This window comes from Paracoccus albicereus, from assembly GCF_024359525.1.
Classification (GTDB): Bacteria; Pseudomonadota; Alphaproteobacteria; order Rhodobacterales; family Rhodobacteraceae; genus Paracoccus; species Paracoccus albicereus.
The window spans coordinates 314,549-329,610 of record NZ_JAKZEU010000002.1 but is presented as its reverse complement, the minus strand read 5'-3'; the positions used below and the strand labels follow the sequence as shown (position 1 = coordinate 329,610).

Below are 15,062 nucleotides of genomic sequence, written 5' to 3'. Positions count from 1 at the left end.
GCCCCCGGTCTAGTCGGCCATCAGCCGGCTGATGATGACCGAGACTTCGGGTTTCTTGCCGATCTCTTCCATCGCGACCTGACGGGTGATCTTGCGCAGAGCCTCGTCCATCTTGCCGTCATCGGCGACGGTGCGATCGTCGGCGCTTTCCAGGAATTCGGCCAGCTCGCCCTCGATATGGCGGGCCAGATCGTCACCGCCGCGGGTGCGGTCTGGAAGACCCATCAACTCGACCCAGGCGTCGGGCAGGACGTTGTCCTCTTCGTCGACGATCACGCTGACCAGCGCGTGGCCGTTCAGCGCCATGCGGATACGGTCGCGGACGATCCCGTCCATCGCGCCAATCAGCACCGTGCCGTCCAGATAGATCCGTCCAGTCTCGACCTGATCGACGATCCTCGGTGCGTCACCCGACAGATCCAGCATGGAACCGTTGACCACGACCTCGGACGCGATCCCCTTGCCCCGCGCAATGCCGGCATGTTCGCGCAAATGCATGTGCTCGCCATGCATCGGGATCAGGATCTTCGGTTTCAGCAGATCGTGGACCGCTTCCAGATCCGGCCGGTTGGCATGGCCCGACACGTGGTAGGTGCCGTCGTCGGCGTCATAGACATCGACGCCGATCTCGCTCAGCGCGTTCATGATGCGGATCACCGGGCGTTCGTTGCCCGGAATGGTGCGCGAACTGAACAGGAAGGAATCGCCGTCGCCCAGCGACAGGCCCAGATAGCGGCCACGCGAGAGTTGCGCGCTGGCCGCGCGGCGTTCGCCCTGGCTGCCAGTCACGATCAGCATGACTTTGTGTCGCGGCAGATCGGCAGCCCGTTCCGGCCCGATCGTCGCGGGAAAGTCGGTCAGCACCCCGGTCTCGACGGCGACCGAGACCATGCGCCGCATCGCGCGACCCAGCAGGCAGACCTCGCGGCCCGCGGCCACCCCGGCCTCTGCCAGTGTCTTCAGCCGCGCGACATTGCTGGCAAAGGTGGTGGCCACGACCATCTGCTTCTGCGCCATCACGAAATCCAGAAGCGGATTGGCCAGCAGCGCCTCGGACCGGCCGGGATGGGTGGAAAACACGTTCGTCGAGTCGCAGGTCAGGACCTTTACGCCGTCCCCCTCGCCCGCGATTTCATGCCACATGATCGGATCGAAGCCCTCGCCCACGACGGGCGTGCCGTCCAGCTTGAAATCGCCGGTATGGACGATCCGACCGGCGGGGGTGTCGATGATCAGCGCCGAGCTTTCGGGGATCGAGTGGCTGATCGGGACGAACTGAACGCTGAAGGGACCGATCTCGGTCACATCGGGACGCGGCTTGACGATCCGCACCGTGTCGGCGGGATGGCCCATCTCTTCCAGTTTCAGCCGCGTCAGCGCGCCGGTGAAGGCGCGAGCGTAGATCGGCACGCCCAGCTGTTCCCACAGATGGCCCGTGGCGCCGATGTGATCTTCGTGACCATGGGTCAGGAAGATCGCGTCCAGCCGGTCGCGGTTCTGCCGCAGCCAGCGCAGATCGGGCATGATCAGGTCGATCCCCGGCGCGCTGTCCATGTCGCCGAAGGTCACACCCAGATCGACGAGGATCAGCCGTTCGCGCCCTGCCGGGCCGTAGCCGTAGACATAGGCGTTCATGCCGATTTCGCCCGCGCCGCCGAGCGGCAGATAGATCAGGCGTTCAGACATTCCCCGCCTCCTTGTTGTAATCGTAAATCAGTCGAAGACCGTGCACGGTCAGATCATCCTCGATCGCGTCGAACAGATCGAAACCCTGATCGAAGAGCGGCGCAAGCCCCCCTGTCGCGATCACCTTCATCGGAACCCCGCGTTCGGCCCGGATCTTGTCGACGATGCCCTGGACCAGACCGATATAGCCCCAGAAGATTCCCGACTGGATACAGGCGACGGTGTTGGTGCCGACCACCTGCGCCGGCATGGTGACATCGACATGCGGCAGCGCGGCCGCAGCCATGTGCAGCGCCTCCAGCGACAGGTTCACGCCGGGCGCGATCACCCCACCGACATAGGCGCCGTCGGCAGCGGCCACGTCGAAGGTCGTCGCGGTGCCGAAATCGACCACGATCAGGTCGCCCCCGTGACGATGATGCGCGGCCCAGGTGTTGACCAGCCGGTCGGGTCCGACCGTGGTGCCCTGATCGACGCGCGGGGCGGCGGGCAGCAGGCAATCGGGCTTGCCGACGACCAGCGGACGGGTGTCGAAATAGCGGTTGCACAGCACGCGCAGATTGAACACGACGCGTGGCGCGGTGGACGAGATGATGCAGGAATCGATGTCGAGATCGAAATGCGTTAGCGAGATCATCGTCTGCAGCCAGACGAAATATTCGTCGGCCGTGCGCCGGTGATCGGTGCTGATGCGCCAGTGGCTCAGGAACTTATCGCCGTCCCAGATGGAAAAGACGCTGTTCGTGTTGCCGGTATCGATGCACAGCAGCATGTCAGGCGGCCCCGAAATGGATGTCGGCCGCCGGCAGCACGTGCCGCCCGGCATCGGTCATCAGGATCATCGCACCGGTCTCGTCGATCGACTCGAAGCGGCCGGTCAAGCTGTCGCGTCCGGTCCGGGCGGTGATGTCCTGCCCCAGACGGGCCGCGCGCGGCAGCCAGGCGTCGCGGATGCGCGTGAACCCCTCGGCCCGGTGCAGGCGCAGCCAGCGATCGAAGGCCGGGGCGAGCAGGTCGAGGAAATCCTCGGGTGTCACGGTCAGGCCGGTCGCCTCGGCGAGGCTAACGGGGGGCATCGCGCCGTCCTCAAGCTGCGCATTGTCGGGCGCGGCGGCCAGGTTCACGCCGATCCCCACGGCGACAGCGTCGATCCCGGTGCCGCGCGTGCTTGTCTCCAGCAGGATGCCGCCGATCTTGCCGCCATCCAGAAGGTTGTCGTTCGGCCATTTGATCGCCGTGCGATGCGCAGCAGCCGGACCAAGAACCAGCGCCAGAGCGTCATCCACCGCCAACGCTGCGACAAACGACAATTGCGCCGCGATCAGTGCCGAACCGGGGCGCGGCAGTAGCAATGTGGCGGCAAAATTGCCCTCTGGCATCAGCCATCCACGGCCCCGCCTTCCGCGCCCCTCGGTCTGGCGGTGGGTCAGGATCCATGTCGGTTGGGTCGCGTCGGACGCCATCGCCAGCGCCTGCGCATTGGTCGAGGCGCATTCCTCTAGAACGATGCGCCCGGTCTCCGCCGGCCAGTCCAGCGGCAACGCGCCGGAAAGCGCGGCCTCAGTCACTCTGCGCTTGTCCTTGCGACACCACCGGGCCAGCCGCCGCGCCGGCCATCGCGCGGCCATCGACGAGCGATTGCGCCGCGCGGCCGGCCGCGCTGTCCACGCCGAACATGCCAAGCGCACCCAGCGTCACGATAGCGGCCGGCACGACCAGCGACAGCGATTGCGCCAGACCCATGCGGGTCTGCACGCCCTCATTCTCGGCCCCGAAATACAGGTAATAGACGATGCGCAGATAGTAGAACGCGCCGATGACCGAGGCGACGACGCCCGCAACCGCCAGCCAGCCCATATCGGCATCGACCGCGGCCTTCAGCACGCCGAACTTGGCGAAGAAGCCGAGAAGCGGCGGCACACCGGCAAGGCTGAACATCAACAGCAGCAGCGCGAGCGATTTCAGTGGTTCGGACGAGGCGAGGCGGTTGAGGCTTTGCAGGTCGGTGACGGGACGCCCGTCACGCTCCATCGACAGGATGAAGGCGAAGGTGCCGACATTCATCACGGCGTAAATTGCCATGTAGAGCAGCATCGCCTGCACGCCGTATTCGGTTCCGGCGGCCAGGCCGACCAGCGCAAAACCCATATGGGCGATGGACGAATAGGCCATCAGGCGCTTGATGTTGGTCTGTCCGATCCCGGCGATCGAGCCAAGGAACATCGACATCACCGCCAGCGCCGCGATGATCTGGCTCCAGTCCGCGGCGACGTTGCCGAACGCGTCAAAGGCCAGCCGCGCGATCAGTGCCATCGCCGCGACCTTGGGTGCGGTGGCGAAGAAGGCGGTGACGGGCGTCGGCGCGCCTTCGTAGACGTCGGGGGTCCACATGTGGAACGGGACGGCCGACACCTTGAAGGCAAGGCCCACCAGCATGAAGACCAGACCGAACAGAAGGCCGATCGACAGCCCGTCGCCCTGAACGGCGGTGATGATGCCCGCGAAGATCGTGGTCCCCGAGAAGCCGTAGACCAGCGAGGCACCATAGAGCAGCAGACCCGAGGACAACGAGCCGAGGACGAAGTATTTCAGCCCGGCTTCCGAGGATTTGGCGCTTTCGCGGCGCATCGCGGCGATGACGTAGAGCGCGAGCGATTGCAGTTCCAGCCCCAGATACAGCGTGATCAGGTCACCGGCCGACACCATGACGCACATGCCGACGGCGGCCAGCGTCACAAGGATCGGATATTCAAACCGCATCAGCCCGTGCCGGCTCATGTAATCCGCGCTCATCGCCATGACGGCGGCTGCGGACAGCAGCAGCGTGATCTTCGCGAACCGCGCGAAGGCGTCGTCGATGAAGATCGTGGCAAAAGCGCTGCGGCTTTCGGCGCTGTTGCTGCCGATCATCAGCGCGGTCAGGACCAGCACGACGACCGTCAGCCACAGGATCGGCCGGGCGATGGCGTCCTTGCCGAAGTACGCCCCGATGAGCAGCGCGATCATCGCATAGATGGCGAGGCCGAGCTCGGGCAGAACGATCTGAAGATCCAGCGCATTCATGAGAGTGGGCCTTTCAATGCTCGACGTCGTCCGCGGCTTCGGCGAAGCGCGGCTCGAGATCGTTCCGCTCGGGAACGGCGTTGTCGTAATTCTGCAGAAGTGCGGCGACCGACGGTCCGGTGACGTCCGTCACCAGCCGCGGATAGACGCCCAGAAGCAGCGTCATCGCGATCAGCGGCGCGAAGATCCACTTTTCGCGCGGGGTCATGTCGGTGATGGTCTTGAGGCTTTCCTTGATCAGCGAGCCCAGCGTCACTCGGCGATACAGCCAGAGCGCATAGGCCGCCGACAGGATCACGCCCGACGCCGCGACGAAGGCGACCCAGGTGTTGGCGCGGAAGACGCCAATCAGCGTCAGGAATTCACCCACGAAGCCGGACGTGCCCGGAAGGCCCACATTGGCCATGGTGAAGAACATGAAGACCAGCGCATAGGCCGGCATCCGGTTCACCAGACCGCCATAGGCATCGATCTCGCGCGTGTGCATCCGGTCGTAGATCACGCCGACGCACAGGAACAGCGCGCCAGAGATGAAGCCGTGCGACAGCATCTGGAAGATCGCACCATCGACGCCGACCTGATTGGCGGCGAAGATGCCCATCGTGACGTAACCCATATGGGCTACCGACGAATAGGCGATCAGCTTCTTCATGTCGGTCTGTGCCAGCGCCACCAGCGAGGTGTAGACGACGGCGATCGCCGACATCCAGAACACCACCGGCTGGAAGATGTCCGAAGCGACCGGGAACATCGGCAGCGAGAAGCGCAGGAAGCCGTAGCCGCCCATCTTCAGAAGGATCGCGGCCAGCACGACAGACCCGGCGGTCGGCGCCTGCACGTGCGCGTCGGGCAGCCAGGTATGGACCGGCCACATCGGCATCTTGACCGCAAAGGATGCGAAGAAAGCCAGGAACAACAGCGTCTGCAACCCGCCCAGGATCGACCAGCCGAGGAAGCCGATCGGTTCGGACGAGAAGTCGAAGGTCAGCATGGTCGGGATGTCGGTCGTGCCCGCCGCGCGGAACATCGCGATCATCGCGACCAGCATCAGGACCGAACCGAGGAAGGTGTAGAGGAAGAACTTGAACGAGGCGTAGATCCGGTTCGCCCCGCCCCAGATGCCGATGATGAGGAACATCGGGATCAGCCCGGCCTCGAAGAACAGGTAGAACAGGAACAGGTCGAGCGCGGTGAAGACGCCGATCATCAGACCTTCCAGCACCAGGAAGGCGATCATGTACTCCTTGACGCGTTCGGTCACGTGCCAGGTCGACAGGATCGTCAGCGGCATCAGGAACGTCGTGAGCATCACGAACAGGACCGAGATCCCGTCCACGCCCATCTTGTAGCGCAGGCCCATGATCCAGGGCCGGTCCTCGACGAACTGGAAGTCAGTGTTCGAGGGATCGAAACCCGAAAGAACGAAGAGAGAGATCAGGAACGTGGCCGAGGTCGCGATCAGCGCGAGCCACTTGGCGTTCTTCTGCGAAGCCACGTCATCGCCGCGCAGGAACAGCGCGAGGATGATCGCAGCAACGATCGGCAGAAAAGTCGTGATGGAGAGCAGGTTCGTCATTTCTTCACATTCCCCGCATCATCACCCAGACCAGCAGACCCACGATTCCCAGCACCATCGCGAACGCGTAGTGGAACAGGAACCCGGATTGCAGGCGTCCGGCAAAGCGCGTGAGCCGCGGGATCAGGCCCATCGCCACGCCGTTGATCGCGCCATCGATGATCGCGCCGTCGCCACCCGACCACAGCGTGCGGCCGATCCACCGCGCGGGACGGACGAAGACCACGTCGTAGATTTCGTCGAAATACCACTTGTTCAGCAGGAAGCGGTACAGGGCGGGCTGCGCTTCGGCCAGCCTGCGCGGCAGGTCGACATTGCGGATATAGAACAGCCAGGCCAGCGCCAAACCGCTCAGCATTGCGAAGAAGGGCGAGACCCGGACCCAGATGGGCGCGTGATGCGCCTCGTCAAGCGTGTGGTTGTAGGGCGCCATGTATATCGCGCCACCCATCGCGGCGGGCGTCTCTGACTCTGCCACGGTTACGGGGCCATCGCCCGGACCATGGTCTTCGGCCTCTGCCGGGGTCGGCGGCGCATCGCCTTCGACAGGCGCGTCAAGCACGATGGCCTCGCCATCATCGGCAGCCTCGCCCTCGGCAACGGCTTCGCCTTCCGCATGCTCACCCTCGGCTGCCGCGTGTTCCTCGGCGTGGTGGATGCCAAAGAACTGGTTCACGCGGTCATGACTGCCAAAGAAGGGCTGATACCAGATCATCCCGGCGAAGATCGCACCTGCGGCGAGAACGCCCAGCGGCACGGTCATCACCCGCGGACTTTCATGGGCATGATCGTGGGCGTGGTGATCGCCGCGCGGCTTGCCCCAGAAGGTCATGAACATGAGCCGCCAGGAATAGAAGCTGGTGAAGGCTGCGGCGATGACCAGCAGCACGAAGGCATAGGAATTGCCGGCCCACGCGCTTTCGATCACGGCGTCCTTCGACAGGAAGCCTGCAAAACCGATATGGGTCAGCGGAATACCGACGCCGGTGATGGCCAGCGTACCGATCAGCATGGCGTAGAAAGTCAGCGGCACCTTCTTCCGCAGGCCGCCGTAATTGCGCATGTCCTGTTCGTGGTGCATCGCGTGGATGACCGATCCGGCGCCGAGGAACAGCATCGCCTTGAAGAAGGCGTGCGTGAACAGGTGGAACATCGCGACCGAATACACCCCGACGCCCGCGGCGACGAACATGTAGCCCAACTGCGAGCACGTCGAATAGGCGATCACGCGCTTGATGTCGTTCTGGACCAGCCCGACCGTCGCGGCGAAGAAGGCGGTGGTCGCGCCGACGATGACGACGAAGGTCTTTGCGTCGGGGGCAAATTCGAACAGCGGCGACATGCGGCAGACGAGAAACACGCCCGCCGTCACCATCGTCGCCGCGTGGATCAGGGCCGAGACCGGGGTCGGGCCCTCCATCGCATCCGGAAGCCAGGTGTGCAGGCCAAGCTGCGCCGATTTGCCCATCGCGCCGATGAACAATAGGACCGCCAGCAGGTTGGTCACGCCCCAGTCGGTCCAGAGGAAGTGCATCTGCTGCTGTGCCAGCGCCGGAACCTCGTCGAAGATCGCGTCGAACTGGATCGAACCGGTCATCCAGAAGAGACCGAAGATGCCCAGAAGGAAGCCGAAGTCGCCCACGCGGTTGACGATGAACGCCTTCATCGCGGCCGCATTCGCCGACGGCTTGCGGTAGTAGAAGCCGATCAGCAAGTAGGACGCGACGCCGACGCCCTCCCAGCCGAAGAACATCTGCAGCAGGTTGTCGGCCGTCACCAGCATCAACATCGCGAAGGTAAAGAACGACAGATAGGCGAAGAAGCGCGCCTTGTAATGTTCGTGATGGGTCCAGTTGTCGTCATGGGCCATGTAGCCCATCGAATACAGGTGGACGAGCGCCGAGACGGTGGTCACCACGATCAGCATGATGGCGGTCAACCGGTCGAGCCGGATCGCCCATTCGCTGACGAAATCACCCGAGACGATCCAGTCGAAAAGCGGGATCAGCCGCGTCTCGCCGTCGAAGGTCAGAAACACGATCCAGGACAGAAGGCAGGCGAGAAACAGCAGCCCCGTGGTCAATACCTGAGCCGCTTGCTCGCCCATCACGCGCCAGCCGAAACCTGCGAGCAAGGCGCCGATGAGGGGCGCGAAGAGGATGATCGTGGTCATGGTCTCAGCCCTTCATCACGCTGACATCGTCCACCGCGATGGTGCCGCGGTTGCGGAAGAAGACGACGAGGATGGCCAGCCCGATCGCGGCCTCGGCGGCGGCGACGGTCAGCACGAACATGGTGAAGATCTGTCCGCCGAGATCGCCCAGATGGGTCGAGAACGCGACGAAGTTGATGTTCACGGCTAGCAGCATCAGTTCGATCGACATCAGGATGACGATGACGTTCTTGCGGTTCACGAAGATGCCGAAAATGCCGGTGACGAACAGGATCGCCCCCACGACAAGGTAATGTGTCACGCTGATCATCGTCTCATGTCCCTCCGGGCTTGGTGCCGGTTGTCTTCCATGGGCGCCGGTGCGCCCCCTTCATTTCTGCCCCTCGGCCCGTCAGCCGACGAAGCCGCGGCCGAACAGGATGATCAACAGGATCACCACGGCGGCCACGATCACGGTTCTGCTCATCGGTCCTTGCCCTTCCCTGTATCGCGCCGCAAGCGCGCCTAAAGCCCCTGCCCCGGCTTCACGTCGCGCAGCTGCATCGCCTTGGCCGGATCGCGGTACATCTGTTCCAACACGTCTTGCCGCTTGATGTCGCGACGGTGGCGCAGGGTCAGGACGATCGCGCCGATCATCGCGACCAGCAGCACGAGGCCGGACAGCTGGAAGGGAAGCAGGTACTGATCGTAAAGCAGCGTGCCGATGGCGCTGGTGTTGTGCGTGGTTGTCGGCGCGATGGCAGAGCGCAGGCTTTCCGCCTGTTCGGACTGTTCCCACGCACCGAAGCCGATGGCCAGCTGTGCCAGCAGGACCAGCGCGATCAGACCGCCCAGCGGCAGATATCGGGCGAATTCCCCGCGTAGCTTGGCGAAGTCGATGTCGAGCATCATCACGACGAACAGGAACAGCACCGCGACGGCGCCGACATAGACGATGATAAGCAGCATCGCCACAAACTCGGCCCCTTGCAGCACGAAGAGGCCCGCCGAGGACAGAAAGGCCAGGATCAGCCACAGCACCGAATGGACCGGGTTGCGCGAGATGACGACCATGAAGCCGGCAACGCTGACGCTGATCGCGAACAGATAGAAGGCGAATGTGATCATGCGGTCGTCTCTCCGTCATCCTGTTCGTCGAACACCGCCTGCGCGACCTGAAGTGCCTTTTGCATCGCCGGCACGCCACCGAACATCCCCATCTGCCAGATCACTTCGGCGATCTCGCGAGGCGTGGCACCGGCTTCCAGCGCGTGGCGGATCGACAGGCGCAATTGCGGCTCGGCATGGGCACCCTGCACGGTCAGGGCGGCGATGGTGACCAGAAGTCGCGTGCGCGAATCCAGCCCGTCGCGGTTGAAGGTCCGGCCGAACCAGACTTCCATCATGTCGGCCGGGATGGTCGGGATCATCCGCTCGAAGGCGCGGGTGTCCAGGTTTTCCAGTCCAGGGTTGAAGGCACGCGCCATCTCCTGCCCCGAGGCAAGCATCTGCGCGAACATCTTCTGAAACCCGTCGCTCATCTGTAGGGCGCATCCAGTGCAAGGTTGCGGGCAATCTCGGCTTCCCAGCGGTCACCATTCGCCAGAAGCTTGGCCTTGTCGTAGAACAGCTCTTCGCGGGACTCAGTCGCGAATTCGAAGTTCGGCCCCTCGACGATCGCATCGACCGGGCAGGCTTCCTGACAGAAGCCGCAATAGATGCACTTGGTCATGTCGATGTCGTAGCGTGTCGTCCGGCGGCTGCCGTCGTCACGCGGTTCGGCATCGATGGTGATGGCCTGCGCCGGGCAGATCGCTTCGCACAGCTTGCAGGCGATGCAGCGCTCTTCGCCCGAGGGATAGCGACGCAGTGCGTGTTCACCGCGGAACCGCGGCGACAGCGGGCCCTTTTCATGCGGATAGTTCAGCGTGGCCTTGGGCGCGAAGAAGTACTTCACGCCCAGCCCGAACCCCTTCACGAAGTCCCACAGCAGGAAATACTTGGTTGCGCGCGCAAGATCGAAGGCCATGGATCAGCTGTCCCTCAGACGCTCGGCGACGAACCGATCGAAAGCCGCGACGATGGCGCGAATCTCGGCGTCACCAACGCCTGGCAAGGCGTGCTGCGCAAGATAGTGCGCGAACTCTGCCTTGTCGGTTTCGCTGGCTGCACGAAGCGCGCTGGCGATGGTCTGTTCGGACATGTCTTATCCTCCAATCACGGTGGCGGTGCCGGCACGGGCGGCGTCGGTCCAGCGGGCCCAGGCCCCGTCCAGCACCTGGAAGCGGGCCAGGAATGCCACGATCACGACCCAGGCCAGCGACAGCGGCAGGAACACTTTCCAGCCGACCCGCATCAGCTGGTCGTAGCGATAGCGCGGGACGATCGCCTTCACCATGGCGAACATCCAGAACCAGAACACCATCTTCAGGAACATCCACAACGCGCCGTCCGGAATACCGGGGATCGGCGACAGCCAACCGCCGAAGAACAGCAGCGAAATCAGCGCGCACATCAGCCAGATCGCGATGTATTCGCCAGCCATGAACAGCAGATAGGGCGTCGACGAATATTCGACCATGAAGCCCGCGACCAGTTCGGATTCCGCTTCCGGCAGGTCGAAGGGCGGGCGGTTGGTTTCAGCGAGGCACGAGATGAAGAACAGCGCGACCATCGGAAGGTGCGGCAACCAGTACCAGTTCAGAAGGCCAAGTCCGCCCCGCTGCGCCTCGACGATGGCGGTCAGGTTCATCGATCCGGTCGAGATGATGACGCCGATGATAATCAGGCCCAGCGAAACCTCGTACGAGATCATCTGCGCAGCAGAGCGCAGCGAGCCGAGGAACGGATATTTCGAGTTCGAGGCCCAACCGCCCATGATCACGCCGTAGACCTCCAGCGACGACACGGCGAAGATGAACAGGATGCCGACATTCAGGTTGGCCATCACCCAGCCGGGCGCGAAGGGCACCGCGACGAAGGCCGACAGCGCCAGCGTCATCGACAGGAACGGGGCCAGGAAAAAGACGAACTTGTCGGCCCCGGCGGGCACGACAATTTCCTTCACCACGAATTTCAGCGCGTCCGCGAAGGTCTGCAGCAGGCCCCAGGGACCGACGACGTTCGGACCGCGGCGCATCTGGACCGCCGCCCAGATCTTGCGGTCGCCGTAGACGAGAAAGATCAGCGATCCCATCACGAAGGCGATCAGCGCAAGGCCCTGAGCCAGCATGATGATGGAAAAGCCCAAGGGCGATGCCCAGAATCCGTCCATGATGCCCTGTCCCTTTCCTTACGCGACCGGAATGCCGCGTGCCTTGCATTCGCGCAAGGTCTCGTCCGTTTCCATCACCCGCAAGCCAAGAGGCTTGCCCTGTGACAGCGTGAAGGCAGCGCCGATCCGCAATTTGCCCCCACCCTCCTGCTGCAGGGTGCGCACGTGGCGTCCGTAAGGCGCGCCCTGTGCCTGCGCCCAACCTGCCAGCGCGCAGGTGGCATACGAAAACGCGATTTCCGCGTCCACCCCTTCACGCAGATTGGCCGTCACTTCGACCAGATCGCCGGCACCATCCGGGTTGAGCCGGGCGACGCGGCTGCCCAGGAAATCCTCAGGGTCGATTTCGACACCTTCGGGCATTTCAGGCAGCGCTGGCTGGGTCCGGGCCGCGAATTCCTCCAGCGCCTTGTCCTGTGCGGACGGCCCCATCGGAAAGCCCTTGGCGAAGATGGCGGGATCGACCTTTCCTTCCAGCGCGGCGATCTGTGTTTCACTGACCCGGAACGCATCGCGACCGGCCGGCGAATCGAGCTGCATCGTGGTCACCGAACCATCGGGTTCCAGAATCAGGATCTCGCCCGACTTGGTCGAGACGCGAGCCAGCGTCAGTGGCGCCTCGCCAGCGGCGGGATTGGGTGTCGCGACGCGCGCGGTCAGCTGATCGGGCTTGCTGGGGGGACGATCGGACGGGCCGCCCTGTTTCTCATCTCCGCATGCCGCAAGGACAAGGCAAACCAGCACGCTGGCCGCGAGGACTGGCCGTGGGAAGGACGGTCCCGCCCTCATCTCACTCGGCCGCCATCGGCTCTGCCGCGCGCTCGGAGGCGAGCGTGGCGAGTTCCGCCATCAGCGGCGATGCACGGGCGATCGGGTTCGACAGGTAGAACTCTCGTTCGGGAACGGTGAAGTCGCCCTCGCCCAGCGTCCCAAGATCCAGCGCACGCCATTCGTTTTCCGGAACCTGCCCGACATGGCTCAGATGTGGCACGGCCTCGACCAAGGCCCGACGCAGTTGCGCAAGGCTGTCCCACGGCAGCGCGGCGCCCAGTTCGGCCGACAGCGCACGCAGGATCGCCCAGTTCTCCTTGCCCTCACCCGGTGCGAAATTCGCCCGCAAGGCAAGCTGCGGGCGGCCTTCGGTGTTGACGAACAGGCCGTTTTCTTCGGTGTAGCAGGCGCCGGGCAGGATGATGTCGGCGCGATGTGCGCCGCGATCCCCGTGACTGCCCTGATAAATCACGAAGGCGCCTTGCGGCACGTCGATCTCGTCGGCGCCAAGGTTGTAGACCACCTCGGCCCCATCCAGCGCGGCGTCGATACCGCCTTCGGTCACGGCACCGACATCCATCGCGCCGACACGGCTGGCCGCATCGTGCAGGATCAGCAGGCCGGATTGGCTGTTCTCGGCCAGCCGCATCGCATGGGCCAGTGCCGCCTCGCCATCATCCCCGCGCAGCGCGTCCGATCCCACGATGACCAGCGTCGGCTTCTCGCGCGTTTCGTCGCCGATCTTCAGGTCCGACAGGCTGGCCAGCGCGGCGCGATCAGTCCCGACATGGTGATAATCGTAGGTCAGATCCGCCGCATCGCCGACGAGGCCGATCTGTGCGCCGCGAATCCACGCCTTGCGGATGCGCGCGTTCAGCACCGGCGCGGTCAGACGCGGGTTCACCCCGACAAGCTGGATCATCGCCGCGCTGTCGATATCCTCGATCCGGGCGGTGCCGGCATAGGCCGCGCGATTGCCGGCGGGCAGCTTGGCGCCGTCCGTCCGGCACTCGACGTTGCCGCCCAGGCCCTCGATCATCCGCTTGAGGCTGAAGATCGCCTCGACCGGGGCCAGATCGCCGATCAGGCCCGCGACCTTCTTGCCCTTCATTGCCGTCGCAGCGGCCGCCAGAGCCTCGGGCCAGGTCGCCACGCGCAGCTTGCCGTTCTCGCGGATATAGGGCTTGTCCAGCCGCTGGCGGCGCAGCCCGTCCCAGACGAAACGCGTCTTGTCGCTGATCCACTCTTCGTTGATGCCGTCGTGGTTGCGCGGCAGGATCCGCATCACGTCGCGACCCTTGGTATCGACGCGGATGTTGGAACCCATCGCGTCCATCACGTCGATCGTCTCGGTCTTGGTTAGTTCCCACGGCCGAGCGGTGAAGGCATAGGGCTTGGAAACCAGCGCGCCCACCGGGCACAGATCGATGATGTTGCCCTGCAGGTTCGAGTTCAGCGTCTCGTAGAGATAGGTGGTGATCTCGCTGTCCTCGCCGCGCCCGGTCTGGCCCATCTGATGGATGCCAGCGACCTCGGTGGTGAAGCGCACGCAGCGCGTGCAGGAGATGCAGCGCGTCATGTGCGTTTCGACCAGCGGACCCAGATCCAGATCGTCGCTGGCGCGCTTGGGCTCGCGGTAACGCGAAAAGTCGATCCCGTAGGCCATCGCCTGATCCTGCAGGTCGCATTCGCCCCCTTGGTCGCAGATCGGGCAGTCCAGCGGATGGTTGATGAGCAGGAACTCCATCACCCCCTCGCGCGCCTTCTTCACCATGGGCGAGTTCGTACGGATCTCGGACGGCGCGCCTTCGGGTCCAGGCCGCAGGTCCTTGACCTGCATCGCGCAGGAGGCGGCGGGCTTGGGCGGCCCGCCGACGACCTCGACCAGGCACATGCGGCAATTGCCGGCGATCGACAGGCGTTCGTGGTAACAGAAGCGCGGAATCTCGACCCCGGCCAGTTCGCAGGCCTGGATCAGCGTCATGTTCGGATCGACCTCGATTTCCTGACCGTCGATCTTGATCGTGCGCAACTCTGCCATCGTCTCTTGTCCTTACCTTGTCGCCCGGTCGGGCCGCGCGACCGTCATTTCGCCGACAACAGCGAGCCGATCACGCTGCCCGCCGCGATCTCGTCCCGCCCCAGCTTGCAGAAGCCGTCCTCGTTGCCAGCCGTTGCACCCTTCCGTGCCAGATAATCCTCGGCAATGCCATAGATGCGCTGCTTGTCTTCCTTGCTGTCGAGGAAGGTTTCGATCTGGTCTTCGCTGTAGCCCTTGTCCCGTGCGTAGCGTTTCAGCGCGCGCGCCTGGGTGAATGCAAAGATCATCCGCGCGTCGATGCTGGAACATTCGCGGCGGATCCGGTCGGCAACGCGCGCCGCGATCAGCCGGTCGTTGATGTAGCGCTCCTGACTCAGCGGCTCAAGCGCGAGGGCGGGCGTCGCAGCGGCCAACGTGGCTGCGATCAGGGCGGTAGAAAGCATTCTGCTCGGCTTCATCGTCATCTTCTCCGGTCTGGAAAGGCCGGAAACCATAGCAC

15 protein-coding genes are annotated in these 15,062 nt (G+C 64.1%); all 15 read right to left on the bottom strand.

Translation table 11 applies throughout. The annotated features are described in order from the left end of the window. Window positions 1-9: 9 nt before the first annotated feature. On the bottom strand, window positions 10-1,686 hold the full coding sequence (locus tag MLD63_RS05180) for a ribonuclease J (RefSeq protein ID WP_255328830.1): 1,677 nt from the start codon (window positions 1,684-1,686) through the stop codon (window positions 10-12). Continuing rightward, a complete protein-coding gene (locus MLD63_RS05175) occupies window positions 1,679-2,458 on the bottom strand; it encodes a type III pantothenate kinase (RefSeq protein WP_255328829.1) in 780 nt (259 codons plus the stop codon). Before MLD63_RS05175 ends, MLD63_RS05180 begins: the two co-directional genes overlap by 8 nt. Before the next feature lies 1 nt (window position 2,459). Further along, window positions 2,460-3,254, bottom strand: coding sequence for a biotin--[acetyl-CoA-carboxylase] ligase (locus tag MLD63_RS05170; RefSeq protein WP_255328828.1), 795 nt, complete (start codon window positions 3,252-3,254; stop codon window positions 2,460-2,462). Beyond that, window positions 3,247-4,749, bottom strand: a complete 1,503-nt coding sequence (gene nuoN / locus MLD63_RS05165; RefSeq protein WP_255328827.1) for an NADH-quinone oxidoreductase subunit NuoN — start codon at window positions 4,747-4,749, stop codon at window positions 3,247-3,249. The genes MLD63_RS05170 and nuoN overlap by 8 nt, the downstream gene beginning before the upstream one ends. A 13-nt stretch (window positions 4,750-4,762) precedes the next feature. Then, window positions 4,763-6,325 (bottom strand): NADH-quinone oxidoreductase subunit M, encoded by a 1,563-nt coding sequence (locus MLD63_RS05160; RefSeq protein WP_255328826.1) that lies wholly within the window; start codon window positions 6,323-6,325, stop codon window positions 4,763-4,765. Window positions 6,326-6,329: 4 nt separating this feature from the next. After that, window positions 6,330-8,498 (bottom strand): NADH-quinone oxidoreductase subunit L, encoded by a 2,169-nt coding sequence (nuoL, locus tag MLD63_RS05155; protein WP_255328825.1) that lies wholly within the window; start codon window positions 8,496-8,498, stop codon window positions 6,330-6,332. Between the two features lie 4 nt (window positions 8,499-8,502). Continuing rightward, window positions 8,503-8,808: an NADH-quinone oxidoreductase subunit NuoK gene (gene nuoK / locus MLD63_RS05150; protein WP_255328824.1), complete on the bottom strand. Its 306-nt coding sequence runs from the start codon at window positions 8,806-8,808 to the stop codon at window positions 8,503-8,505. A gap of 194 nt (window positions 8,809-9,002) precedes the next feature. After that, a complete protein-coding gene (locus MLD63_RS05145) occupies window positions 9,003-9,605 on the bottom strand; it encodes an NADH-quinone oxidoreductase subunit J (RefSeq protein ID WP_255328823.1) in 603 nt (200 codons plus the stop codon). Continuing rightward, window positions 9,602-10,018, bottom strand: coding sequence for a carboxymuconolactone decarboxylase family protein (locus MLD63_RS05140; protein WP_255328822.1), 417 nt, complete (start codon window positions 10,016-10,018; stop codon window positions 9,602-9,604). The genes MLD63_RS05145 and MLD63_RS05140 overlap by 4 nt, the downstream gene beginning before the upstream one ends. After that, a complete protein-coding gene (gene nuoI / locus MLD63_RS05135) occupies window positions 10,015-10,506 on the bottom strand; it encodes an NADH-quinone oxidoreductase subunit NuoI (RefSeq protein ID WP_255328821.1) in 492 nt (163 codons plus the stop codon). Before nuoI ends, MLD63_RS05140 begins: the two co-directional genes overlap by 4 nt. A gap of 3 nt (window positions 10,507-10,509) precedes the next feature. After that, window positions 10,510-10,680 carry a hypothetical protein gene (locus tag MLD63_RS05130; protein WP_255328820.1) on the bottom strand — a complete coding sequence of 57 codons (171 nt, stop codon included), beginning with the start codon at window positions 10,678-10,680 and terminating at the stop codon, window positions 10,510-10,512. A 3-nt stretch (window positions 10,681-10,683) separates the two neighbouring features. After that, complete coding sequence (gene nuoH, locus MLD63_RS05125) at window positions 10,684-11,751, bottom strand: NADH-quinone oxidoreductase subunit NuoH (protein WP_255328819.1); 1,068 nt, start codon at window positions 11,749-11,751, stop codon at window positions 10,684-10,686. Between the two features lie 18 nt (window positions 11,752-11,769). Continuing rightward, window positions 11,770-12,540: a YNQ4 family lipoprotein gene (locus tag MLD63_RS05120; RefSeq protein ID WP_255328818.1), complete on the bottom strand. Its 771-nt coding sequence runs from the start codon at window positions 12,538-12,540 to the stop codon at window positions 11,770-11,772. 1 nt (window position 12,541) lies between these two features. Continuing rightward, the gene (nuoG, locus tag MLD63_RS05115; RefSeq protein WP_255328817.1) at window positions 12,542-14,563 is read right to left on the bottom strand and encodes an NADH-quinone oxidoreductase subunit NuoG; all 2,022 of its coding nucleotides are present in this window, start codon (window positions 14,561-14,563) and stop codon (window positions 12,542-12,544) included. Window positions 14,564-14,607: 44 nt separating this feature from the next. Further along, window positions 14,608-15,006, bottom strand: a complete 399-nt coding sequence (locus MLD63_RS05110; RefSeq protein WP_255328816.1) for a DUF5333 domain-containing protein — start codon at window positions 15,004-15,006, stop codon at window positions 14,608-14,610. Between the last annotated feature and the right edge of the window lie 56 nt (window positions 15,007-15,062).

Coding starts and splice junctions, on each gene's coding strand:
- MLD63_RS05180 (WP_255328830.1), bottom strand. CDS start 1,686: ATGTCTGAACGCCTGATCTATCTGCCGCTCGGCGGCGCGGGCGAAATC.
- MLD63_RS05175 (WP_255328829.1), bottom strand. CDS start 2,458: ATGCTGCTGTGCATCGATACCGGCAACACGAACAGCGTCTTTTCCATC.
- nuoN (WP_255328827.1), bottom strand. CDS start 4,749: ATGAATGCGCTGGATCTTCAGATCGTTCTGCCCGAGCTCGGCCTCGCC.
- MLD63_RS05160 (WP_255328826.1), bottom strand. CDS start 6,325: ATGACGAACCTGCTCTCCATCACGACTTTTCTGCCGATCGTTGCTGCG.
- nuoL (WP_255328825.1), bottom strand. CDS start 8,498: ATGACCACGATCATCCTCTTCGCGCCCCTCATCGGCGCCTTGCTCGCA.
- nuoK (WP_255328824.1), bottom strand. CDS start 8,808: ATGATCAGCGTGACACATTACCTTGTCGTGGGGGCGATCCTGTTCGTC.
- MLD63_RS05145 (WP_255328823.1), bottom strand. CDS start 9,605: ATGATCACATTCGCCTTCTATCTGTTCGCGATCAGCGTCAGCGTTGCC.
- MLD63_RS05140 (WP_255328822.1), bottom strand. CDS start 10,018: ATGAGCGACGGGTTTCAGAAGATGTTCGCGCAGATGCTTGCCTCGGGG.
- nuoI (WP_255328821.1), bottom strand. CDS start 10,506: ATGGCCTTCGATCTTGCGCGCGCAACCAAGTATTTCCTGCTGTGGGAC.
- MLD63_RS05130 (WP_255328820.1), bottom strand. CDS start 10,680: ATGTCCGAACAGACCATCGCCAGCGCGCTTCGTGCAGCCAGCGAAACC.
- nuoH (WP_255328819.1), bottom strand. CDS start 11,751: ATGGACGGATTCTGGGCATCGCCCTTGGGCTTTTCCATCATCATGCTG.
- MLD63_RS05120 (WP_255328818.1), bottom strand. CDS start 12,540: ATGAGGGCGGGACCGTCCTTCCCACGGCCAGTCCTCGCGGCCAGCGTG.
- nuoG (WP_255328817.1), bottom strand. CDS start 14,563: ATGGCAGAGTTGCGCACGATCAAGATCGACGGTCAGGAAATCGAGGTC.
- MLD63_RS05110 (WP_255328816.1), bottom strand. CDS start 15,006: ATGCTTTCTACCGCCCTGATCGCAGCCACGTTGGCCGCTGCGACGCCC.